At 53.6% G+C, this 23,414-nt stretch carries 22 protein-coding genes; 13 read left to right on the plus strand and 9 right to left on the minus strand.

Features of this window, described 5'->3' with window-relative positions; all coding sequences use genetic code 11:
- Positions 1-159 precede the first annotated feature (159 nt).
- Positions 160-1,176, plus strand: a complete 1,017-nt coding sequence (locus tag FHS19_RS30600) for a TIR domain-containing protein (RefSeq protein WP_183586530.1) — start codon at positions 160-162, stop codon at positions 1,174-1,176.
- A complete protein-coding gene (locus FHS19_RS30605; protein ID WP_167372905.1) occupies positions 1,173-1,343 on the plus strand; it encodes a hypothetical protein in 171 nt (56 codons plus the stop codon). Before FHS19_RS30600 ends, FHS19_RS30605 begins: the two co-directional genes overlap by 4 nt.
- A gap of 153 nt (positions 1,344-1,496) precedes the next feature.
- On the opposite strand, the gene FHS19_RS30610 is transcribed toward FHS19_RS30605, so the two are convergent.
- The gene (locus tag FHS19_RS30610; RefSeq protein WP_183586533.1) at positions 1,497-2,402 is read right to left on the minus strand and encodes an RCC1 domain-containing protein; all 906 of its coding nucleotides are present in this window, start codon (positions 2,400-2,402) and stop codon (positions 1,497-1,499) included.
- 24 nt (positions 2,403-2,426) lie between these two features.
- Positions 2,427-3,110, minus strand: a complete 684-nt coding sequence (locus tag FHS19_RS30615; protein ID WP_183586535.1) for a DUF6273 domain-containing protein — start codon at positions 3,108-3,110, stop codon at positions 2,427-2,429.
- 182 nt (positions 3,111-3,292) lie between these two features.
- Here FHS19_RS30615 and FHS19_RS30620 point away from each other — a divergent pair, with 182 nt between their 5' ends.
- The 4 genes from FHS19_RS30620 to FHS19_RS30635 all read left to right on the plus strand — a co-directional run bounded on the left by FHS19_RS30620 (position 3,293) and on the right by FHS19_RS30635 (position 8,352).
- The gene (locus FHS19_RS30620) at positions 3,293-4,084 is read left to right on the plus strand and encodes a TatD family hydrolase (protein WP_183586545.1); all 792 of its coding nucleotides are present in this window, start codon (positions 3,293-3,295) and stop codon (positions 4,082-4,084) included.
- A gap of 176 nt (positions 4,085-4,260) precedes the next feature.
- Positions 4,261-5,859, plus strand: a complete 1,599-nt coding sequence (locus FHS19_RS30625; RefSeq protein WP_221224166.1) for a sensor domain-containing diguanylate cyclase — start codon at positions 4,261-4,263, stop codon at positions 5,857-5,859.
- A 508-nt stretch (positions 5,860-6,367) separates the two neighbouring features.
- Complete coding sequence (hflX, locus tag FHS19_RS30630; RefSeq protein ID WP_183586552.1) at positions 6,368-7,639, plus strand: GTPase HflX; 1,272 nt, start codon at positions 6,368-6,370, stop codon at positions 7,637-7,639.
- 323 nt (positions 7,640-7,962) lie between these two features.
- The gene (locus FHS19_RS30635) at positions 7,963-8,352 is read left to right on the plus strand and encodes a YmaF family protein (RefSeq protein WP_183586554.1); all 390 of its coding nucleotides are present in this window, start codon (positions 7,963-7,965) and stop codon (positions 8,350-8,352) included.
- A 10-nt stretch (positions 8,353-8,362) separates the two neighbouring features.
- Here the strand turns inward: FHS19_RS30635 and FHS19_RS30640 are convergent, their stop codons facing one another.
- Entirely contained in the window at positions 8,363-10,096 is a 1,734-nt protein-coding gene (locus tag FHS19_RS30640) for a PQQ-dependent sugar dehydrogenase (protein ID WP_183586556.1), read from the minus strand.
- A gap of 468 nt (positions 10,097-10,564) precedes the next feature.
- On the opposite strand from FHS19_RS30640, the gene FHS19_RS30645 reads away from it, so the two are divergent.
- From FHS19_RS30645 to speD, 5 genes are all read left to right on the plus strand, one after another.
- Positions 10,565-10,894, plus strand: a complete 330-nt coding sequence (locus tag FHS19_RS30645; RefSeq protein WP_183586558.1) for a PadR family transcriptional regulator — start codon at positions 10,565-10,567, stop codon at positions 10,892-10,894.
- Positions 10,895-10,908: 14 nt separating this feature from the next.
- Positions 10,909-11,772, plus strand: coding sequence for a pentapeptide repeat-containing protein (locus tag FHS19_RS30650; RefSeq protein WP_183586560.1), 864 nt, complete (start codon positions 10,909-10,911; stop codon positions 11,770-11,772).
- A gap of 16 nt (positions 11,773-11,788) precedes the next feature.
- Positions 11,789-12,538, plus strand: a complete 750-nt coding sequence (locus tag FHS19_RS30655) for an ABC transporter ATP-binding protein (RefSeq protein ID WP_183586569.1) — start codon at positions 11,789-11,791, stop codon at positions 12,536-12,538.
- A gap of 12 nt (positions 12,539-12,550) precedes the next feature.
- The gene (locus FHS19_RS30660; RefSeq protein ID WP_183586571.1) at positions 12,551-13,318 is read left to right on the plus strand and encodes an ABC transporter permease; all 768 of its coding nucleotides are present in this window, start codon (positions 12,551-12,553) and stop codon (positions 13,316-13,318) included.
- A gap of 243 nt (positions 13,319-13,561) precedes the next feature.
- Entirely contained in the window at positions 13,562-14,368 is an 807-nt protein-coding gene (gene speD / locus FHS19_RS30665) for an adenosylmethionine decarboxylase (RefSeq protein WP_183586573.1), read from the plus strand.
- A 23-nt stretch (positions 14,369-14,391) separates the two neighbouring features.
- Here the strand turns inward: speD and FHS19_RS30670 are convergent, their stop codons facing one another.
- The 6 genes from FHS19_RS30670 to FHS19_RS30695 all read right to left on the minus strand — a co-directional run bounded on the left by FHS19_RS30670 (position 14,392) and on the right by FHS19_RS30695 (position 20,325).
- Positions 14,392-14,661 carry a hypothetical protein gene (locus FHS19_RS30670; protein WP_183586575.1) on the minus strand — a complete coding sequence of 90 codons (270 nt, stop codon included), beginning with the start codon at positions 14,659-14,661 and terminating at the stop codon, positions 14,392-14,394.
- A gap of 215 nt (positions 14,662-14,876) precedes the next feature.
- Entirely contained in the window at positions 14,877-16,589 is a 1,713-nt protein-coding gene (locus FHS19_RS30675; protein ID WP_183586577.1) for a hypothetical protein, read from the minus strand.
- Positions 16,590-16,831: 242 nt separating this feature from the next.
- Positions 16,832-17,659 carry a phosphonate ABC transporter, permease protein PhnE gene (phnE, locus tag FHS19_RS30680; protein WP_183586578.1) on the minus strand — a complete coding sequence of 276 codons (828 nt, stop codon included), beginning with the start codon at positions 17,657-17,659 and terminating at the stop codon, positions 16,832-16,834.
- Positions 17,656-18,471: a phosphonate ABC transporter, permease protein PhnE gene (gene phnE, locus FHS19_RS30685; protein WP_183586580.1), complete on the minus strand. Its 816-nt coding sequence runs from the start codon at positions 18,469-18,471 to the stop codon at positions 17,656-17,658. The genes phnE (FHS19_RS30680) and phnE (FHS19_RS30685) overlap by 4 nt, the downstream gene beginning before the upstream one ends.
- Positions 18,468-19,238, minus strand: coding sequence for a phosphonate ABC transporter ATP-binding protein (phnC, locus tag FHS19_RS30690; RefSeq protein WP_183586582.1), 771 nt, complete (start codon positions 19,236-19,238; stop codon positions 18,468-18,470). The genes phnE (FHS19_RS30685) and phnC overlap by 4 nt, the downstream gene beginning before the upstream one ends.
- Positions 19,239-19,347: 109 nt before the next feature.
- A complete protein-coding gene (locus FHS19_RS30695; RefSeq protein ID WP_183586584.1) occupies positions 19,348-20,325 on the minus strand; it encodes a phosphate/phosphite/phosphonate ABC transporter substrate-binding protein in 978 nt (325 codons plus the stop codon).
- Positions 20,326-20,631: 306 nt separating this feature from the next.
- Between FHS19_RS30695 and FHS19_RS30700 the strand changes: the two genes are divergently transcribed.
- Together FHS19_RS30700 and FHS19_RS30705 are read left to right on the plus strand one after the other, a co-directional pair.
- A complete protein-coding gene (locus FHS19_RS30700; RefSeq protein ID WP_183586586.1) occupies positions 20,632-22,665 on the plus strand; it encodes a bifunctional 2',3'-cyclic-nucleotide 2'-phosphodiesterase/3'-nucleotidase in 2,034 nt (677 codons plus the stop codon).
- A gap of 68 nt (positions 22,666-22,733) precedes the next feature.
- Positions 22,734-23,282: an AAA family ATPase gene (locus FHS19_RS30705; protein ID WP_183586588.1), complete on the plus strand. Its 549-nt coding sequence runs from the start codon at positions 22,734-22,736 to the stop codon at positions 23,280-23,282.
- Positions 23,283-23,414: the final 132 nt, after the last annotated feature.

Below are 23,414 nucleotides of genomic sequence, written 5' to 3' on the forward strand. Positions count from 1 at the left end.
TTTTTGTAACCTTTTTAAATAGACAAGTTCTGTCAGGCATACATAGCAAACTTTGAAATCATGGGCGGTCTTTCGTAAGCGCGAAAAGTAACAGTCATTGAATCTACCATGCTATGATATACTGTTAATAGGTAGATTATGGATGTTCTGGAGGGAGTTATGGACAAACCTTTCGTTTTCATCGGCTCATCCAGGGAAGCCATTCCGATCGTGAATGCGGTGCAGGAGGAACTTGAGCACTATGCGGTCGTGACTCCTTGGCATAGAGGAGTGTTTCACGCCAATCGTTATACGATGGAGGACTTGGAAGCCCAGATCCAGGGGAGCGATTTTGCGGTTTTTGTGTTCCACCCTGATGACGTGACGCTCGTACGGGGTAAGTTATATTATACAGCCAGAGATAATACGGTGTTTGAGATGGGCTTGTTTTGGAGTAAACTGGGGAGAGAACGGGTATTTTTTCTCGTTCCGTCGCATATTCCTGAGCAGGAGGATGAAGAGGAGGAACGGATTGAAGGCTTTAAGACGCCTTCGGATCTGTTCGGTATGACCACGCTCACCTATCAGATGAACCCGCGCAACTGGAATGCGGCCGTGGGCGTCTCGTGCAGTAAAATCGGCAGCATGATCGAGCATTGGGGCAGCAAACAGACCGATCCGTTCGATCTGCTCCGCGAATCCGAAGAGGAGAGGGACAGGCTGCTGAAGATTATCGGCTTTTTTGAGGAACTGAATCATAAGCCCGCACTCGATACGGAAATTTACAACCGGATCTGCCGGGCGCTGCGGCTGTCGTTTATTTCCGCGCCGTATACGGTCAGCGGCACAGCACTTTTCAAAGCCGGGGACCGTACAATAAAGCAGGTCGGCAGCGATGGGGTTGGCGAAATCGGCTATGAATATTCCTTGGATGCCAATGTCAACCTGAGACCGGGAGAAGAACCGATCCATGTGGTGGACGTTCACGCCAGCGGAAATGTGACATTTAGTCAACGAAATCGCAAATCGGTTGTGAAGGAATATATCTTGTGTTATCCTTTAGCGAGAAGATACGTGTTCACGGTCCATCTGAGGGGTTCCGTCCAGGTCACGGAGCAGATTTTTGAGGAGATATGTTATCTCAATAAAGCGTTACTGGATTCAATTCATGATTTATTAGGAGGGGAATCGTCATGAGTCAGCGACACAGACCCACATTTCGCAAATATGGTCTTAGGAGTCCGGCGATCCTGCCTCTGAGCGGGCTGAAGAAAGTAGTAGCCCCGTCCGTTGACGGCCCAGACGAAACGTATACCGTTCTCTTCGAGAAGAAGGCGGAATACGGCAAACCCGTATACAAATAATGACGTTAGACCGCATTCCGTCAGGATGCGGTCTTTTTATATGACCGGGCGGGTTGGGGTACTCGGGGCGATGTCAACCACCTGATTCAAGGTCACGGTCCCTTGCTTAATTAGAAGCCCGGCTCTTTTTTTTCGCGTGAAATGCCGAGTTATTCATATTGATAACGACGTGGGCAGTTGGATGCCGCGCCAGCCGCTTACATCGCACTGGCCATATTCATTATGCCCCACAGCCACCACCGTGCCGTCCGATTTCAGGCCGACGGTATGCGCACAACCCGCCGCGACGGCGACCATATCGCGCCAGCCGCTTACATCGCACTGGCCATATTCGTTATGTCCCACAGCCGTCACCGTGCCGTCCGATTTCAGGCCGATGGTATGATAACTGCCCGCCGCAATCGCCACAATTCCGCCCCAGCCGCTGACATGGCATTGGCCATGCTTATCCAGACCCACAGCCACTACCGTACCGTCCGATTGAAGCCCGACGGTATGAAGGTAACCCGCGTCTGCCGCGACGATGCCGAGCCAGCCGCTGACATGGCATTGGCCATACCGATGATTACCCACAGCCATCACCGTGCCGTCCCATTTTAGACCCACGGTATGCCAGTCACCCGCCGCGACCGCCGCCATATCACGCCAGCCGCTGACATCGCCTTGGCCTTCATGATCGTGCCCCACGGCCACCACCGTGCCATCCGATTGAAGACCGACGGAACGCCGCCAACCTGCCGCGACCGCTGCCATATCGCGCCAGCCGTTTACATGGCATTGGCCATGCTTATTCCAACCTACAGCCGCCACCGTGCCGTCCGATTTCAGACCAATGGTGTGGGCGTTACCTGTGTTCGCCGCCATATGAACATTACCCGCCGCGACCGCCACCATATCACGCCAGCCGCTTACCTCACACTGGCCGTATTTATTATCGCCCGCAGCCGTCACTGTGCCGTCAGAATTCAGCCCAACGGTATGGCGAGGACCCGCCGCTATGGTATGCCTAGGCCACCGTCTCATCTTTAACGCCGTTTCTTTCGATGGAATGCAATCCATGTCTTACCTCCTTGAAAACAGAACTTAGGAAAGATTTATATTTATGGCAGGACGCACGCCGTAACCGCTTATGCTGTTATTCCCATAGCTGCGGATACTGCAGCCTGTCCCGACAAAACAAGCACGCGAAGGCTTGTTACCTTGGGTTCGTAGCCACCACCAGGAGCAGCCGGCTTCTTCGCCGTTTGTGAGGATATAGTTATCTTTGTTCGATTTGTCGTATACATATAAGCGGCATCCATCGGGCTTTTTCGTTTTGGCAAAATCGGTTCCGACCGCACACCTCAAACCCTTGCCGTGGACCTCAGATAATTTCTTTAACTCGGCAACGCTAAGCAGAAAAACCTTGTCCTCCGTGTCCGGGCAGCCCTCTCCATTGTCCGTGCAGTGTGTCGTCTTTATGAACTGTTTTTCGGCGTCACTAAATGCGGCGTTATAGAATTCGCCGTTCAGCCACTCGCGCAAATCGCAGTCATGCCAAGTCATTTCCGTGCATTCACGCCACTTCAGATCCGGGCTCTTGCCATGATACCTCCTGCAGTCCAAAATATACTCGCTCAAAACAAACAGCTCGCTTCCTGAATGATGAAGAACACGCCATTGAATCGCCAGCTCTTGACCGTCTGCAGACCGCGGATATGTGCCGAACGTAAGGATATCGCCGGGTTTTAAGCCCTGGTGCGTCAAAGCTAAATGATCCGTTCCCATGAAGTTTTCCTCCTCGGTTTTTCAATTCAACTTCGATCATATAACATTCATGCAAGATTTCATTTGATATACCCAGATTCCTTGTGTGGGAGGTCGTTGTCCCATATAATATTGTTGCCGTACTTTATGGTTTGACTTTAAGGTAGATGTTTTAAGATATATAACGAAAGGACTTGGCAGCTATGACATTACCGATCATCGATATCGGTGTTAACCTGATGAATTCATCGTTTGACCGGGACCGCGAGGAGGTTCTGGCCCGGGCCGCTGAGGCGGGCGTGGAACAGATGATTATCACCGGAACGTGCGTGGAAAGCAGCGAGGAGGCGGCGCGATACGCAAAGTCGTATCCCGGCAGGCTGTTCTCGACGGCAGGCGTTCACCCGCATGACGCCAAGGACTGCGGACTGGATACGATAGAGCGGCTGCGTCGGCTGGCCGGTCTGCCCGAGGTGGTGGCGATCGGTGAATGCGGGCTGGACTACAACCGGGATTTTTCTCCTCGCGACGTGCAGCGCCGATGGTTTGAGGAGCAGCTGCGTTTGGCGGAAGAGCTGGACATGCCGCTGTTTCTGCATGAACGGGACGCGCATGCCGATTTTGCTGCGATGCTGAGAGACCACCCGGCATTGATCGGGCGCGCGGTCGTGCATTGTTTTACGGGAAGCGCAGAAGAGCTTTACGCCTACCTAGAGATGGGGCTGCATATCGGCATCACCGGCTGGATTTGCGACGAGCGGCGGGGCGGGCATCTACGTGAGCTCGTTCGGGACATTCCGCTGGAGCGCCTGATGATCGAGACCGATGCGCCTTATCTGACGCCGCGTGATCTGCGGCCGAAGCCGAAGGGCGGACGGAACGAGCCTGCTTTCCTGGCCCACATTCTTGGGGTTATCGCCGACTGCAGAGGGGAAGAGCCTGCGGCGCTGGCCGCGGCCACGACCCGGACGACCCGGCGCTTTTTCAGAATCTAAGATGCGGCATAACGCCGCTCTACTTCCGGACATCTCAGGACAGCCGATTAGGCTGCCCTTTTTTTTACAGCAGATGGCGCAACACGCTATAGATGCACTTCCGGCGTTCATGTATAATGTAAAGCGTCATGATGCGACAAATTTTTCTATATTTTTGACTCAGGGTGGATATAACGTTGAAATATTTGATCCAAAAAGGTTTTACGCTCCGGTTCACGATCAGCCTGCTTGTGGTTATCGCAATCCTTCTTACGATGCTGACCAGTATCACTTCAGCCGTTCAAGTCAACCGCGCTTCCTTAATCGGCAATTATCTTCAGAATAACGAGCAGTATGCCAGAAAGCTGGCTTCCAATACGAACGAGCTTCTCGTTACAATGCAGCAAAATATCAATGCGATCGCCAAAATATCCGGGCGGAGCCAGGAGATGGACGCCCAGCTCTTTGACGATCTGTTTCAGGAGAACACGCAGTATTTTAACTCGATTGTCGTCGCGGACGCCAACCGCATCATCCGGGCGCTCAGTCCGCACACGATCGGCATTGAGGTCGGGGATCAGCTGACTTCGGCCCAGAGCAAAATGGCGGTCTCTTTGAAAGCGCCTTTTATTTCGAACCCCTACCGGGCGACGACAGGGAGGTACATTATCCTCATATCGGCACCGATCGTCGATGCATCCGGCGATTATCAAGGGTTTGTCGGCGGAACGATTTATCTCGAAGATAAAAACGTACTCAGCACGATGCTGAAGGAGCATTTTTTCGGCAACGGGTCATACGTCTATGTGGTGGAGAAGAACGGGGAAATCATTTTTCATCCCAATAAGCAGCGGATCGGCGAATCGGTCATCAGCAATCCCGTTGTGAAGAACGTCCTGATGAAAAAAAGCGGATCGCAGCAGGTGACCAACTCCGAAGGGGGCCAATTCTTTGCGGGTTATGCTTATGAACCGAGCAGCTCCTGGGGGATTATTTCCCAGACGCCGACGTCGGTCATTTCCAAGCCGCTTCATGATTTGATCAAAAGGGTGCTTCTCGCTTCCCTTCCGTTCCTGCTGCTGATCCTCATTTTGGGATGGTGGGTGGCCAGCCGGATTGCCAAGCCGCTCAATACGCTGGCGCAATTTTCCGACCAGGCCACGCTCGGCTCGGCACGCCCGCAGAACGTTCCCGACATTAAATCGGCTTATTATGAGGTCAGGCTGCTGTCGCAAAGCGTCAAAATCGCGTTCCAGCACATGAATCAGGATTTAACCCAGCTTCGGAACGAAGCGGGCGTCGACGAGCTGACCGGGCTGGCCAACCGGAGGACGCTCGATACGGTGCTGCGGCAGTGGACCGAGTACCACGTGCCCTTTGCAGTCATTTTAATAGACATTGACCATTTCAAGGGAGTCAACGATACTTATGGGCATGTGCTCGGCGATCAGGTGCTGAAGCACTTGGCCCAGCTGATGCGAAACGTGTCCTTGGAAGGGGATTTGTGCTTCCGCTATGGGGGCGAGGAATTCGGGATTCTGGTGCAGGACAGCGGACCGAGGGAAGCCGGCGTGGTGGCCGAGCGGTTAAGAAAAGAGATGGAGAGAACCGCGAACCCGATCGGCGTGCCGGTGACGATCTCGGCCGGCGTAGCGGCATATCCCGAGCATGGGCGCTCACCGCGCGATTTGATTCTGAAAGCGGACGAGGCGCTGTACCGGTCCAAGACGGAAGGCCGCAACCGGGTCACGCTGTCGGGGGAAGCGAAGGTTACGCAGGCAAGGGCGGGAAGGTAGCGAAAAAAACATTTCATCTTTTTGCCAATTGGGAATTGTGTCCGCCGTGCGGCTGTGTTAACATGGGGATACCTATAATGATCGGAGGGTTGTAATAAGATATGTACTACATCAAATTCCGTTTTTTCACTTTGTGCCGCTAACTGAATAGTGCTCAAAGGCTCTGCCCCTGTGCGGAGCGAACGGGATTGGTCTGCATATCTTTTGGAACCCGATATATACGTGCCGAGTGTGCTCATTTTTTGAGTATGCCGGGTGTATGAGAGGGAGGGCGATCCGCCCTCTTTTTGCTGTCTTCAGGCAGCCATAGGGCGTTCCTCATGCAATAACATAAAACCAGCCTGATTGGAGAATGCTTAGGACACCTTAAGCTTGACGGGCAACTGTCATCGAGCAAGGGGGTTCTTCTTTTCCAGCGCTGTCATATCCGTTCGCTTTAAACCACAGGGTACAGCCTGCGGTTTTTTCGTTTCATCGAACCATTCTAGCTAACTCGGAGGTAAAATATATGGAACCCATTCAACAAAAAGCGATACTGGTCGGCGTGAACCTGAACAACCAGTCCGATTTCGAATACTCCATGGAGGAGCTCGGCAATTTGGCCGAAGCCTGCGAGGTGGAGGTCGTCGGGCAGCTGACGCAAAATATGGAGCGCGTCAACAAATCCCATTACATCGGGACCGGGAAAGTCGAGGAGCTGGGCGGCTTATTCCGGGGACTCGAGGCGAATCTGATCATTTTCAACGACGAGCTCTCACCGTCCCAGCTCCGCAACCTGGAAGCGGATCTCGAGTGCAAGGTTATTGACCGGACGATCCTGATTTTAGATATTTTCGAAAAAAGGGCCAAAACGCGGGAAGCCCAGCTTCAAGTGGAGGTCGCTCAGCTGCAGTATATGCTGCCGCGCCTCGTAGGCCTGCGCGAGTCCCTCGGACGGCAGGGCGGCGGCGTTGGCATGCACAACCGCGGCTCAGGCGAGACCCGGCTGGAGCTGGATCGCCGCCGGATCGAGGAGAAGATCAGCGCCTTGAATAAGGAGCTGGAATCGCTGGTATTTCAGCGGCAGACGCAGCGGAAGCAGCGGAAGAAAAACGAGCTTCCGGTCGTGTCGCTGGTCGGATATACGAATGCGGGCAAATCGACGATCATGAATGCCATGCTGGAGACCTATGCTGCGGCCGGGTCGACCGGCGAGAAGGCGGTATTCGAGAAGGATATGCTGTTCGCCACGCTGGAAACGTCCGTGCGGAGCATACAGCTGGAGGATCATAAGTCCTTTCTGCTCACCGACACGGTCGGGTTTGTCAGCAAGCTGCCTCACCATCTCGTCAAGGCGTTCCGATCGACGCTGGAGGAAGTGTCCGAGGCAGACCTGCTCATCCATGTCGTGGATTACTCGAACCCGAAGTACGAACAGTTGATCCAAATTACGGAGAACACGCTGAAGGACATCGGCGTAACGGACATTCCCACCATCTTTGCTTATAACAAATGCGATCTGGCGGGCGTGGACATTCCAAAGGTCAAGGAGAAAAGCGTCTATTTGGCAGCCAAGCCAAGAATCGGTATGACCGAGCTGGTGGATCTGATCCGCAGCTCCGTGTTCAAAGATTACGTCACCTGCGAAATGCTGATCCCGTATGACCGGGGCCAGGTGGTTTCCTATTTGAACGAGCATGCCAGCATCCACGCAACCGAGTATGAAAATGAAGGTACACGGCTCTCGCTGGAATGCCGGCTTCAGGACTTTGAGAAATATCGCGAATACGTTATAGAATAATTTCGAGAAGTCTATCGACGTACTTTCATCCGGAGACAGACCGCATGGGTTCAGCTCCGCTGAAAAGTATGAATTCTAGAATCTACAAAAAAACCTGCCGATACACGACAAACTGGTGTCGTGAATCGGCAGGTTTTTTGCTGCCTACCTATCGAATCGATGACCGCCTTGGCTGAACGCATCAACCGTTTGTAAGATTTTTCGCAGTTATACAAAATGCTGCATATTGGAACAGGCTAACGCCATATGATTTCTGCGTATGAGGAAGCCGAAGTGAGTTTGCTTTACCGGACATACAACTTGAAAAATAGGAGGTTAGTCTATTGGAAATCCCAATCACAGGGTTGCTGTTTCATTCTGAAGGTTCCGGTTCCGAACATCATCACAGTCTGCTTATTACGTCGTGGGATGGAAGGCCGGTCAGGGTTCATGTTCATCCGATTTCAGGGGATACTTCGTTTGATGTGGGGCACTATCATCACTACGCCGGAACGACGGAACCCGCCCCCAGCGGCGTTCCCCATGTCCACCGTTATCATGTGGAAACATCCTTTAATGATCAGCATGTTCATTATATTCAAGGGACGACGGGACCGGCCATTCCTTTGCCGGGAGGCGGGCATTACCACGATTTTTCGGGTTACACGACCGTTAACGGCAGAATCCCGCATTCGCATCGGTACGGAGGCAGGACAGGGAACGAGGAGGAGTAAAGCCGATCCGTTATATTTTAACGATCTTCCACAGGCTCCCGGTTCCAGGCGTTGGGTTATGCTTACCCATCAGGCCAAAATCGACAAGGTAAAGCTCATTTCCTTCGGCATTAAATTTGACATCAATGGGCCGGATCGGCCCTTGTTTCGTAGATTCGCCATTTGGATTGGTCAGAAAGTCTGAAATTTGCCCGGTCTCCGGGTTGACTGAAACCACTTTGAATCCAGGTAGTTCTTCGGTTTTTTCAAAACCGGACTCTCCAAACTGAGCGACAAACAGCTCCCCTGGACTGCCGAATTCAGCGTTCGTACAAATATCAAATTTCATGGAAGCGCTATGCGGCTGCAGACGGGCCAGCGGTTGGGCGGCGAGCGGTGGATGGTTGCGGATAAGAAAGGTAGGCTTCGCTTGTTCCGCAGCATGAAAGTGGGGGAGAGTGACGGGCAAACCGCTAAACAATTCCGGAAATCCGTGCCACCCCCCAGGGGTGACCTCCCAAATTTTATCCCAATCCAGCCTGATTTGCCGGCTCCCCCGCGGATCCGCGCCATGGTCCGTTACGATCAGCTTCCCGTTCATTGGGGAAAATCTTAGACCGAACGTATTCCGGAAGCCGTCTGCGACGATCTGCAGGTGGCTTCCGTCAGGATTACAGCGGTAGATGACCCCGTTAGCCAACAGCCGGCCTTGTACGATTTCCCCCTCTTTACTCGGAACTCCAAAGGCATGGTATGCGCCTGTTACTGCCGCCTCTGGCTGATCAGATAGCGGATCCCGGGAAATAAAATTGGTGCCGGTCAATTCCAGGTCTCTGGCCGGCACATCGTGAAATTGCGGGTGATGCTTCAGGATCAGCATATTATCAAGTCCTACAACAGCCGAGTTCGTGGCCGTACCCACGGAAAAGTACAGTTTTCCGTCAGGGCCGAACAGAATGTCTCCGGTAAAATGGTCCCCGCATGTACGGAGCCCGCTGACAATCGTTTGCCTCGTGCCATTCGGCGATACTCGAATAATTTCTCCGCATCCGTCTGCCGGCTTTTCCCCTAAATTTCCTGCAGCTACATACAAATCCCCCTGATGCCAGGCAATGCCTGTCACAGGACCTCCGAAACCTGAAGCGATTTCTGTAAAGGATCCATCCGTTTCCAGTCGAAGCACGCGGCCGATTCCTGGTTCAGTCCCGTAGGCAAACCCGGCTTCGGCAACATAGACGGTTCCTTGCGGGTCAAATGTCATGACCGTCGGAAACGTTAGCCCCGTGGCGATCCGCGTTAACCGGTACCCCTTTTCCAATATGTAATCAGGCTTTTGCGTTTCATGTTGGGGTTTGAAAAGCTGACCAAAGGTCTCCTTTAATGCTGTTAGTGTATTGACCTGCGCCAGCTGAGATTTCATCAAGTCTTCGATCCCTAATCGATTCGAAGAAACCGGCAAAAAGTAATCGTGGTAGCTGATGTACTCCTGTAATAATTCATACTCCCGATGGTGGAGTTCTTTAATGCACTCCAGAACCGGATTATACCGAATATTCACCGTTGCAGAAGGGCTGGATATCCCCAGTGAAGCAGCGAGCTTCCTCAATGCATCCAATTGCTTTTCCTGCTTGTTCAGCAATTCATCCAGCGGTGCCTGCAGCTTGGGAAACGGATTATTCTCCTGTAGATGCCGGTACAGAAAATAATTGACCCATTCCCAGCGATACTGCTTTTGAACCATTCCCTGCGGAATATATTCGTTCATTGATACACTCCTCCTAGATCCTCCTAAAGGAAAGTGGTGTTCAGGATGTCGCTTGATTTTCAGACTAAGGCTTGTAATATATATTCCATTCCGGATTTCGATAGAAGGGTCATGGCTGAATGAAAAATGGGTCATTTCCCGGAAAATATGTTGTCGGTTGATACAGGCAAAGAAAAGTTGAAGGGCGGCAGCCCCTTTTGCAGCAGGCTGTCAACAAAGGCTAATGCTAAAAAACAGCGGTGGACTAGGACTGAAACTGAAGTCTTAGATTGCCGCTGTTTTCAATTTTCGGAAGGGCTGAGCCGTTTAACCGTAAGAAAACTTCCGCTAAACGCGGTCCGTCATTGATGAATATGCGCCGTTTCTTATTCTTCAAGCAACACATATTTTCGGCAAAGTATTTTTATTAACAAATTACCTTGACAGTCATAGTAGTATATCGTATCATGCAGATATGGAGGTGATTGGATGAGCGACAGCAAAATCACATCCGATCTTCTGCGAGGCCATACCGACACGATGATATTACGACTTTTATCCGAAGCCGACCGCTACGGTTACGAAATTGTGAAGCTGATTGCCGAGCGTTCGGGCGGCGAGTATGAATTAAAGGAAGCCACGATGTACTCCAGCGTTCGGCGGCTTGAAGGAGACGGAGATATCGAGTGGTATTGGGGCGATGAATCGCAGGGCGGACGACGCAAATATTTTCGGATGACCGGGAAGGGCAAGGCAACTTATGAACACAACAAAAGCAACTGGGAGTACGCTCAGCGCGTGCTTGAAAACTTAGTATAAGGAGAGATGATGGGATGAATGAGAAATTGACGAACTATCTGAATGAGGCTTTTGCTGCATACGACGGGGTAAGAAGCGTCAGCGAATTGAAGGCGGACCTGCACTCCGATCTGCAGGAGCGGTTCCGTGAGCTGAAAGCCGAGGGCAGGGACGATGAAACGGCATTTGAGATGACCATTGACAGCATCGGCGACATTGAGCAAACCGTACTGGAGGTGGCAAACCTCTCCCGTTCGCTGGAGCGGCAGGTGCTGACCAACCTCAGCGCGAGCAACTTGGCGGACAGCGATTTTGCAGGCGTTACCGCACATAAAGGAAAATTTACATCAAGCACGCTGCGAGGTTCCGACTTCACGAATGCGGACTTGACCGGCAGCTCATTGAAGAGCAGCGACGTGAAGGATGCCCGTTTCGACGGGGCAAACCTGACCGACTGCAACCTGACCACCCTGGACCTGGCGAATGCAAGCTTTAACCAATCTACACTTGTACGAACCAACTTCAGCAAGTCGTGGCTGGCCGGAGCCAAATTCGCAGGCGTCCACCTGACCGACGTTAAAATGACGATGACCGCTCTCACAAAAACCGTTTTTGAAAATTGTGTGTTCGACGGAGTGGACTTCACATCTTCCGATCTGACAGGGCAGCGTTTTGACGGTCAAATCTTCATTGGTGTCAAGTTCGACAGAGCGGGGTTGAAGGCAGTTTCGTTCAAGGGCGCGACGCTCAAAAACGTGTCTTTCCAAGGGTCCATGTTGTCCAAGAAATATTACCGTGCCATTAAAACGATCTGCTTTGACGGGGCAGCGATGGATAAGTTAACCTTTGCCGCACTTAAGGGCATGGAAGCCAATTTGTCAAAAGTTACGGTGATCTAAAAAGGAGGAGAGGAATATGCCAAACAAGTCGATTCAAGTTAAAGGACTGCAAAAATCCTACAAGCAGCAGCAGGTCCTAAAAGGTGTGGATTTAGAGGTGGATCAGGGAAGCATTTTCGCCCTGCTCGGCTCCAATGGGGCGGGAAAGACGACAACCGTAAAAATCCTTACCACGCTGCTTAAGCCTGACGGCGGAACCGCCACCGTCAACGGATTCGATGTCGCCTCAAAGCCGGACCATGTACGGCAGTCGATCAGTTTGACCGGTCAGTTTGCCGCCGTGGACGAGAATTTGACCGGGCAGGAAAATCTCATCATGATCGCCAAGCTGCGCCATCTCACAGCTCCGCGTGTGATTGCACGCGATTTGCTTCTCCGCTTTGGCTTAACGGATGCCGCGAACCGGAGAGTATCCGCTTATTCGGGAGGCATGCGCCGCAGGCTCGACCTCGCCATGAGCCTGATCGGAAAACCGCAGATCATTTTCCTTGACGAGCCGACGACCGGGCTTGATCCCGAGGCGCGCATCGAGGTCTGGAAGATCGTCAAAGAACTTGCCGACGGCGGCACAACGGTATTCCTGACCACGCAGTATTTGGAGGAAGCTGAACAGCTTGCCGATCGAATCGCCATTTTGCATGAAGGCAAGATTATTGCGGGCGGCACGCTCGCGGAGCTGAAAATGCTGTTCCCGCCTGCAAAGGTGGAGTATGTTGAAAAGCAGCCGTCATTGGAAGAAATATTTCTTGCCATCGTTGGCAAATAGGAGGAGAAGTAAATGGAAGCGGTAAAAAAGCACTACTTCAGCGATATGGGTGTCATGCTCGGACGTTCCATGCGCCATATTTTCCGCAGCTGGGACACGATCATTACGGTCACGATTATGCCAATCGCATTTATGCTGCTGTTCGTTTATGTGTTCGGAGGCGCCATTCAAACCGGCACGGATAACTATGTGAATTATTTGCTGCCCGGCATTTTGCTTATTGCGATTGCAAGCGGTATTTCATATACGGCTTACCGCCTGTTTATCGATGTGCAGCGGGGCATATTTGAGCGGTTCCACTCCATGCCGATCGCACGTTCCACCATGCTGTGGGGACATGTGATCAGCTCGCTGGTATCCAACGCCATATCGGTGGTTGTCATCATTCTCGTTGCGCTCGTCATGGGTTTTCGTTCGTCGGCAGGCTTGCTGCCATGGCTTGCCGTTGCCGGCATACTGATGCTGTTTACACTGGCGCTAACATGGGTCGCGGCGATTGCCGGATTGTCCGCCAAATCCGTGGATGGCGCAAGCGCCTTTTCCTATCCGATTATCTTCCTTCCGTTTATCAGCTCCGCGTTTGTGCCGACCGATTCGATGCCCCGGGTCGTTCGGGCCTTTGCCGACAACCAGCCGGTGACCTCGATCGTGGAAGCGATCCGTTCGCTGTTGTCAGGTCAGCCGGTGGGCAACGATATATGGGTCGCCCTTGCATGGTGCGTCGGAATCATGCTCGTGGCATATGCCTTTGCAATGAGGGCGTATAAAAAGCGGGTGTGAATTCGTACGACAACATTTTGTACAGAAGTGAACAGGGAAGGGCCATTCCCTTGGGAGAATAAATCAAAAGGAGACTCTCTAATGAGGGCTCCTTTATTTCGTTATCCGCGAATCCGGCTTTGTTTGCCTATACCCCATTTAGGGTAAAAAGTGTAAATAAACAAAAGCTGCCGTTCAACGGATAATGCACCATGATCAGGGAATATTAGGCAGTGGACATGAAGACAGCGGGGTGAATGTGCAATGAAGGAAATACCGGAGCAGCATGTTAAGCTGCATGGGTTTAACAACTTGACGAAGTCGCTCAGCTTTAATATGTACGATATCTGCTATACGCGGACCAAAGAAGAGCGCGAGGCTTACCTGGAATACATCGATGAGCAGTATAATGCGGAGCGTCTGACGACGATTCTGAAGACGGTGTCGGATATTATCGGGGCTCACGTGCTGAATATAGCCAAACAGGATTACGTGCCGCAGGGGGCAAGCGTGACGATTCTTGTCTCCGAAGGGCCGGTGGTGGAGGTCCCGCAGGAATCCTATTCCGAATCACCCGGGCCGCTGCCGGATTCAGTCGTCATGGCTTTAGATAAAAGCCATATTACGGTTCATACGTACCCGGAGTTCCACCCGGACGAGGGCATCAGCACCTTCCGGGCCGATATCGACGTATCGACCTGCGGGGAAATTTCGCCGCTGAAGGCACTGAACTATCTCATTCATTCTTTTGACACGGATATTATGACCATCGACTACCGGGTTCGCGGATTTACGCGGGATATTAGCGGCCATAAGCTGTTCATCGACCACGATATCAATTCGATCCAGAACTATATCCCGGATGAGGTCAAGGATATGTACGACATGATCGACGTGAATGTGTATCAGGAGCATATTTTTCACACCAAATGCAAGCTGCGGGAATTTGACCTGGACAATTACTTGTTCGGCTATACGAAGGATACGCTGAGCGAAAGTGAGCAGGAAGAAATCACGGAGCGGATTACGCTGGAAATGGACGAGATTTATTACGGCAAAAACTTGGTTTGAGGCAGATGGATAAGAAATAGCTTCTATTTGAAAATGCTGATCAAGATGGAGATCACGACAAACAGGGCGATACCCGACATACAAAAGTAGCCGAAATACCGGATCGGGGCGGGGAGCTGGTCCATATTCACCTTTTTGGGCGGGCCGCCGCTTTCGATGGTTTGGATATTTCTGAGCTGCTCATCGGTAAAAACCTCGTGTTCGAGGGCCGCAGCGGTTTCGTTTGCGGGCTTCGTCTCGTGAATTGCGGGCTTTCCTTGCGGACTGGCGGAACGGGGGCGGTTAGGGTCCATGGGGGTCAGCTCCTTTATTGTTTAAAATTACATTTAATTTCCATTATTGTAACATACGGGGGATGGAAAAGCATCTTCGGCTGGATAGTAAAAAAGACTGGATCTGTGGGAAAGCCACGAGGATCCAGTCTTTTTAAATAGAAGCAGCTGAAGCGCGGTGAGAAAGTCATGATGGTACACAATAGGTTGGTCTTATCGCCGGGATGCGGGATCCCTTATGGCTGAGTTGTGCCAGGCTCGGCGCTTGCCGGATCGGGCGTGCTTGGCTCGGACGAGTCAAGATCAACATTTTCTGGATTGGGCGTGCTTGGAGAAGAATCGTCCGGCTCGGCCGGGGCCGGTTTGGAGGAGTCTGGATCCGTGCTGCCCGGAACAACGGAACCCGGATCGGTCGGCTCCGGCTCGGCTGGACGGGTCTCTTCGCTAAGGATGTCAACCGGTTTTGGGACGTATGGTTTGACGACCAGCAGGGAGGCGGCGGCAGTCTGTCCGTTATATTCGGCATTCACGCTCGTTAGGCCCGGTGCCAGCCCGATAATGTTACCCTCTTCATCAATCGATGCGATCTCGGGGTTTTCGATTGAAAACCGGGTCTCTTTGGTGACCGGGAGTACGGTTCCGTCCGGTTTTTTATACAAGGCGACGATATCAATCATGTCGTTTACCGTCACGGAGTACTCGCTGTCATCCAGAAAAAATTCGCCTTCGACGGGCTGCTCGCCTTGAGAAACGAGCTTGAACTTCGTGAGCTGAAGATAAGCGGAGGACTCGATACTATTTAAATAGGCCAATCCACCGCTTTGAAGAAGGGAGGCAACATTGAAATTTCCCGTATACCCGGGGATCTCCTGGTGAAGGACATCCACAGTTTTCCCTTCGGCGTTAAGCTTCAGGATCACATGGTCATCGCTCGTTTGATCCTTGCCGAAGACAAGATAACCGTCGTCGACCCGGTTCATTTGCAAGAACGAAATATTGTTCAGTTCCGGCGAAGAATCGGTTAATCTCAGGTTCCACAGCGTATTTCCGGAACGGTCGATTTCCCAGAGGCCTTCGGCATTCAGCATGATATAGCCCTTTCCATCGGCAGAGGGCATGATCTGCTTGTAATCCAGCCTCCCCCAGTCCAAACTCTCTTTTATGCGCTTGGATATCAGTTTTCCTGAGGCATTATATTTGACCAATAAAGGATAGGATGTAGAGGAATCATAGTATCTCCCCACCACCCAAAAACCGCCGTCCGAAGTCTCAGTTGTCGAATAGAATACTTGACCGTCCCTAAAATCCGTAGGTCCTCCGCCACTGTACCGGAAAATATGATCCCATTCCTTATTTCCGTCCTTGTCCGTTTTAAAAATATAAGCGGGCATCGTATCCGAATGGTTAGATGTGGATGACGTCACAATAAAACCGCCGTCACTCGTTTCTCGGACGCTGTTCACCGGATTTATGGGAGAGGTTAGATACAGCCGATTCCATTCCACTTCTCCCGTGGGAGACAGCTTAAGGAGATAAGCATGATAAGAAGCGCCTTCGCCTTGCAAGCCTGCGCCAATGATATATCCTCCGTCGCTGACCTGTTGAATAACATGCCCACGATACACTTCCGTCCCGTCACGATCATCGAAAAAATCCGTCTCCCACTCGGTGTTGCCTTCTGAATACGTTTTTATCACATGAAGTTTCGTGGGATAGGAATGTTCGCGGTTTGTGGAATCGCTGAGTATAACAAACCCACCATCGGCCGTCGGTGCCACATGATCCGGCGTATTGTAGTTCGCGGGATCCCCGTACAAATGGTTCCATTCCGCATCTAGCTTGAAAGAGCTCATGTCCGCATAACTTGTAGCGGTTTGGCCTACCCATAGACAAATCCCTGTCGCCAAAGCCATCAACATCATCACCGGTTTACGCAAGGTTGCCGTCAATCCGCATCACTCCTTTATTATTGGGAATATGATCAAGTTCTATTGTGCAGTGGGAGCGGGTTGCCTAACAGGTGCGCTGTAACCATTCTGCATATGAGGTTTGACTTATTTTGGAGCTAACTGGAAATCGCGCCATCAGGCGTTAACATCCACCTTGGAAACAGAAAATAGCTGCAATATTCAGCGAATGAGCTTGAACAAAACTGCCAGAACTGCCGGCCATACGCCCCGACTCATTCCGTTTAGATAATTTTTCTCCGCACCCATCCCGAAACGAGGTCCGTCAGGATGACCAGGACGATGATCCCCAGCAAAATGATCCCCACCCGGTTCCAGTTGCGCACCTGCAGCGCGAAGATCAGCGGGGTGCCGATGCCTCCGGCACCGACGAGACCAAGGGTCGTAGCGGAGCGGATGTTGATCTCGAACCGGTACAGCGAGTACGAAAGGAACTGCGGGATCACCTGCGGCAGCACCGCATACCGGAGCACCTGCAGCCGGTTCGCCCCGGACGCGATCAAGGCCTCCTGCGGCCCGCGGTCGATGCTCTCGATCGTCTCCGAGTAGAGCTTGCCCAGCATGCCCACGGAGTGGATGCCCAAGGCGAGGACGCCGGCAAAGGAGCCGGGGCCGACGGCTTTGATGAACAGAATCGCCACGATAATCTCCGGGAACACCCGAATGACGCTCAGGACCAGCTTACCGCTGCCGGACAGCGCAAGTCCGCGGCTCATATTGCTGGAAGCCCAGAAGGCGAAAGGAATGCAGACGACGGCAGCGACGACGGTGCCGAGGACGGAGATGACGAGCGTATCGAGCAGTCCCCGCAGCAGGTCCTCCCCGTCCGGAATGTACACAAAGGACCAGTCCGGGTGCAGGAAGCCGGTCAGGATAGACTTGGAGACGGTACCCGCTGTCCCTTGGATCCCTTCAAAGTGCATCCCCTGAATGGACCACCAGTAGACGGCAATGACCACCAGTGTGATCAGTCCAAAGCGGATGCGGGAGCGAAGCGCCGAGCCGGCTGAAACCGGCGTGCCGGACGGCGGCAAAGATGTCCTACGGTTCATAATAATCTCCTCCGAATCAGCGCGCTGCCGTAATCGATGATCAGAACGATGACGAGTGTCAGCAAGATGATGATGCAGGCGCGGTCATACCGGAACAAGCCGAGGGAGCGGTCGAGCAGAAGGCCGATGCCGCCCGCCCCGACGAGCCCGAGCACGGCGGCTGCACGCACGTTCACCTCAAACGTATACAGCAAGTACGACATAAAGTAGGGCAATGCCTGCGGGATGACGGCATACCGGATGATCTGCAGCCGGTTTCCGCCGACGGCCGACATCGCCTCCAGCGGCCCCGGGTCGATCGCTTCGATCGCCTCGAACGTCAGCTTGGCGATAATGCCGAAGGAGAAAAAGACGAGCGCCAGCATCCCTGCAAACGGGCCGATGCCTAACACGGCGACGAATATGGCCGCGAACAGCAGATCCGGAATGGTGCGGACGAGGTTCAGCACCATCCGTACCGGCAGCGAGACGGAGCGGCTGACGCGCAGGTTGGACGCGGACAGCAGCGCCACCGGAATCGCCAGCAGCGCCCCGAGCGAGGTACCGAGCACGGCGATCTGTACGGTTTCCATCATCGGGGCCCAGATGGTGGGCAGGTAGCTCCAATCCGGCGGGAACATTTCCGCCAGAAGGCTGCCCATTTGCGGCAGGCCGGTGATGAGCTGGTAGGGGGTGACCTCGGTGCGGATCGAGCAGGCGATCAGGATCGCGATCAGGACGATCCACCCCGCGTACCGTTTGTATTTCGGCGGCGGCGCCATCCCGGGAAGGGAGGCCGGCTGCAGCGGCTCTGCCTGAGGCGCCGCCTTCATGACACGCCTCCCAGCAGCTCGTCCTTGAGAACCGGCCGCCCGTAAATTTCAGCCAGCGCTTCGTCCGTCGCCTCCTCCGGAGTACCATCGAAGACGACCTCGCCGGCACGCAGCCCGATGATCCGGGTCGCATACTCCCGGGCCAGGTCGATAAAATGCAGGTTGATCACGGTCGTAATGTTCATCTCGCGATTGATCCGCTTCAGGTCGTCCATGACCTGGCGGGTCGTGAGCGGGTCCAGCGAGGCGACGGGCTCGTCCGCCAGAATGACCCGGGCCTCCTGCGCCAGCGCGCGGGCGATCGAGACGCGCTGCTGCTGGCCGCCGGACAGCTGGTCGGCGCGCACGTAGGCTTTTTCACGGATGTTGACGCGGTTCAGGGCGTCGAGCGCGATGGCGACGTCCGGCTTCGGGAACCAGCCCAGCATCGTCCGCAGCGTCGAATGGTAGCCGACCCGGCCGGACAGCACGTTGCTGAGCACGTTCTGGCGCTTGATCAGGTTGAAATTTTGGAACACCATGCCGATGTCGCGGCGGATCAGCCGAAGCTGGCGGCCGGCCGCGCGGGTAACGGATTGTCCGCCGACGCGGATTTCCCCGGAGGAAATTTCGTTCAGCCGGTTAATGCTGCGCAAAAAGGTAGACTTGCCGGCGCCGGAAAGGCCGACGATGACGACAAGCTCACCTTCCTTGATGGTCAGATTGATGTCGCGAAGCCCGACCGTTCCGTTGGGATACACTTTGGAGACGTGATCGAATTCAATCATGGGATTCCAACTTTCTGTCATATTTTCGGATAAAACGGGAAAACAACACCGCCATGAAGCCATGGACGGTGCTGCCCGGTTCATTGTATCTACATTGAATTGCTCGAAATTACTTGATTTCTTGGCCGACGGCTTCGGCGTATTCGCGAACCGGATCGAAGTTCTTGTCATCGCCTGGGGCATAGCCGACATGCGTGTAAATGTCCTTGATAATTTGTGCACCTTCCGCATCGTTCGTCATGTCGATGAACGCCTGGCTGATCTTGTCTCTCCAGCTTTGGTCCATGTCGTTGCGGACGCTGACGGTATCGTTCGGGATTTTGGCCGTATAGTGAAGGACGCGGGTCTTTTCAAAGACGTCCGGCACGTCCTTTTTCACCGTGTTGCGCGCATCTTGGAATACGGCGACGGCATCAACCTGACCGTTCAGGAGCGCCATAATGGCGGCATCATGGCCTTTGATCGTCACGCCTTGGACATCCTTGTCCGGGTCGATGCCTTCCTTCTTCAGCTCAGCCGCAGGAAACACGTAGCCGGCGGAGGAAGTGACGTCCTGCCATCCGATCTTTTTGCCCTTCAAATCCTGAAGGCTTTGGATCGGAGAATCCTTTTTCACAACGATCATGGCTTTGTAGAAATCGACCTTTTCCGTCGTGTCTTCACCTGTATCGTCTTTAATGCCGTAGCGCTGCGCCTGAAGCAGCAGGTCGGCGGCTTTCTTTTTGTCGTGGGCCAATACGTAAGCGTTCGGCGGCAGGAAGCCGACGTCCACCTGCTTGGAAGCCATCGCTTCTACGATCGTGTTATAGTCCGGGGAAACCGTGACATGAACCGGAATGCCGAGACGGTCGCCGAGGAGCTTTTCCAGCGGCTTCGTTTTGGCTTCCAGGGTATCGGCGTTCTGCGAAGGAACGAACTGCACGTTCAGTTCTTTGGGCACATAAGCCGTAGCAGCCGCTTCCGCCGTACCTGAGGACGATGAGGCGGTGGTGCTGCCCGAGTCGCTCCCGCTCGTTTTAGAACCGCATGCCGCTAAACTGGCCGCCAAAGCCAAGGTCATGCTGATGGATAGTACTTTTTTAAACATGGATGATCCCCTCTCCACTTGATTCATCTATTTGGCCAGATGCGGGGGGAGCCCGTCTGACAGGAAAGAGCTTATCACACGTTCCGGGGGATAAGGGTTAACGGAGAGGTTGTCTTTTGTAAATGATTGTAAAAATTTAGTGCTTCGGAACGTATAGTCCGGCGTTTTCCTAAGGCGAAAGGTCTACTTCCAATAAGTAGAAACCGGTCCGAAAGGACGTTTACGTGGAATTAATGTTTTTCCGTTATACTGGAAAACAGGAAGTGCCGGCTTGTTCGAGCCGGCCCCGGAGGAGAGGAGACATCGATGAATATAGTGAACGGGAACATCCCCGATAACAATAGAACGGTCAACCTGCGGATTTTGTCGACGACGGACGTGCATGCCTGCCTGATGGATTACGATTATTACCGGGATCAACCGGATGCCTCCATCGGGCTGGTCCGGACGGCCGCCCTGATTGCAAGCGCGAGGGATGAGGTGCCGAACACGCTGCTCGTGGATAACGGAGACTTGATTCAAGGAACGCCGCTCGGAACGTATGCCGCTAAAAAATATGCCGCCTTGGAGCATGGACAAGAGCCATACGTCCACCCCGCGATCCGGGTCATGAATGCGATGGGGTATGACGCGGCAACCTTGGGCAATCATGAATTCAACTACGGACTCGACATGCTGGACGACGTCATTGCGGGAGCGGATTTTCCCTATGTTAACGCCAACGTATATTTCGATGAAGGCCTGAGCCCTGAGCCTGAGCAATGCCGCCGGAACAGGTATAAGCCGTATGTCATTTTGGATAAAAGATGCCTGGACGATGCAGGGCAGGCCCATGAGATCCGGATCGGACTCATCGGCTTTGTGCCGCCGCATATTATGGACTGGGACCAGGCTAATCTTGAAGGCCGGGTGATGGTGAAGGATATCCTGCTATCCGCGCTGGAATGGGTTCCGAAAATGAAGGAGGAAGGCGCGGATCTGGTCGTGGCGCTGGCTCATACGGGTTTCGACGGCAAGGTGGCGCTGACGGATTGCAATGCCGAGAATGCGGTGTATCCGCTCAGCCTGGTCCCCGGCATTGATGCGCTTGCTTTTTCCCATACGCATCACGTGTTCCCTGCGGACATCCATCTGCTCGATGCTTCCTTCAAGGATGAGAGCGGTGAACTCCTGCCGGACATCAATCTGGAAAAGGGGACAATTCACGGCATTCCGGCCGTGCAGGCCGGGTTCGGCGGGGGGCATTTGGGCGTGATCGACCTGTCGCTTCAATTTCGGCAGGGGAGATGGCAGGTGGTGCAGGGGACATCAACGGCCCGACGTTTGGAAAAGGAGGCGGATGCTGACCGTGACCCGTCGCTTCGGGACGCTGGGATCGCCGAACTCCTCCGTCCGGACCATGAGGCGACCGTCGCTTATGCCAATAAGCCGATCGGCACCATTCACGCCCCGCTGCACAGCTATTTCTCCCTGGTGCAGGACGACGCCTCCGTTCAGCTCGTCAACCATGCCCAGACATGGTACGCCCGGCGGATGATTGCGGCTTCTATGCCAGAGGAGCTGAAGCATCTGCCGGTATTGTCCGTGGGCTCGCCGTTTAAAGCGGGACGCAACGGCCCCAAGGAATATGCCGATATTCCGGCCGGTCCGATAGCGATTAAAAGCGCGACGGAGCTGTACCTGTATGACAATACGATCAAAGGGGTGCGAATTTCCAGCCGGGCCGTTAAGGAATGGCTGGAAATGACCGCGGGAGCGTACAATCGCATCGATCCGCTGTCCTCGGAGGAACAGCCGCTGCTCAATCCGCAGTTTTCCGTATTTAATTACGACGTGATCAGCGGCATTACGTACGAGGTCGACGTGACGCAGCCGGCCAAGTATATGCTGGATGGCGGTCTGAATGACCCGAATGCCGGCAGGATCGTTCATCTGTGCTATCAAGGAGCTCCCCTGGATCCGGATCAGGAGTTCATCGTGATTTCGAGCAACTACCGGGTCTTCGGCGGCGGCAATTTTCCCGGGATCCGGGAGGCGGAGCTGGTCATCGATTCTGAGGATGAATGCCGCCAGGTGCTGATTGACTATATTACGGCATGCGGCGAAATTCCGGCTGAGGTGGAGCCTGGCTGGCGCTTTAGACGGGTGGAAGGGCCTGTGAACGTCACATTTACGACCTCGCCTGACGCGGTGAAATATGCCGTTGATTATCCGCATATCCGTTTTACCGGCCGGCTGAACGATCAGGGCTTCGGCATCTTTCGTCTGGATTTGGGGCAGCGGTCGCCGGAACGCGATACGGCGATCGGAAATCCGGGAAAGATTGATTTCGAGGAATAAATCCCCTGAAGATACGGGATGCCAAATATATAATGATAGGATAACCGTATTCAAGGAGGGAATTGTACATGGCAACCCATTCCGTTCAGCAGCCTGCCGTCATCGTGATTACCGGCATTATGGCCAGCGGCAAATCGACGGTAGCGCAGCTGCTCGCCGAGCAGCTCGATAGGTCCGTGCATCTTCGGGGCGATCTGTTTCGGAGAATGATTGTGAACGACCGGAAAGAGGTCGAGCCAGGCGCTTCCGAAGAGGAGCTCGGTCAGCTGCTGCTCCGCTACCGGCTTGCCGCGCAGGCGGCGGATACGTACGCCAAGTCGGGGTTTACGGTCGTGGTGCAGGACGTCATCGTCGGCCGGGTGCTGGAAGATTTTTTGTCCTTCCTGCAGAGCCGCCCGGTATATTTAGTGGTGCTGTGTCCCAGCTCCGAGGCCGTCGAGCGGAGGGAAGCGCAGCGGTCCAAAAAAGGCTACGGAGCCTGGACGGTGGGCGCCTTAAACCACGTGCTGCATGATGAAACGCCCCGGATCGGTTTGTGGCTGGATTCCTCCAGCTTGACGCCCGGGGAGACAGTGGACAAGATCATGTCCAGTATAGCGGAAGCCAAAATTCGTTAAATAACGGCAGGGCATGACAAAACCGTTGAGGGGAGAGTCCCAGGCATAAGCCTAAAGGTCTCTCTTTTTTTTTGCGCCAAAATGAGGACTGCGGCACTGCCCGCCCTTCTGCTGCCTCATATAAAATCCAAG

The organism is Paenibacillus rhizosphaerae, from assembly GCF_014192015.1.
Classification (GTDB): domain Bacteria; phylum Bacillota; class Bacilli; order Paenibacillales; family Paenibacillaceae; genus Paenibacillus_AQ; species Paenibacillus_AQ rhizosphaerae.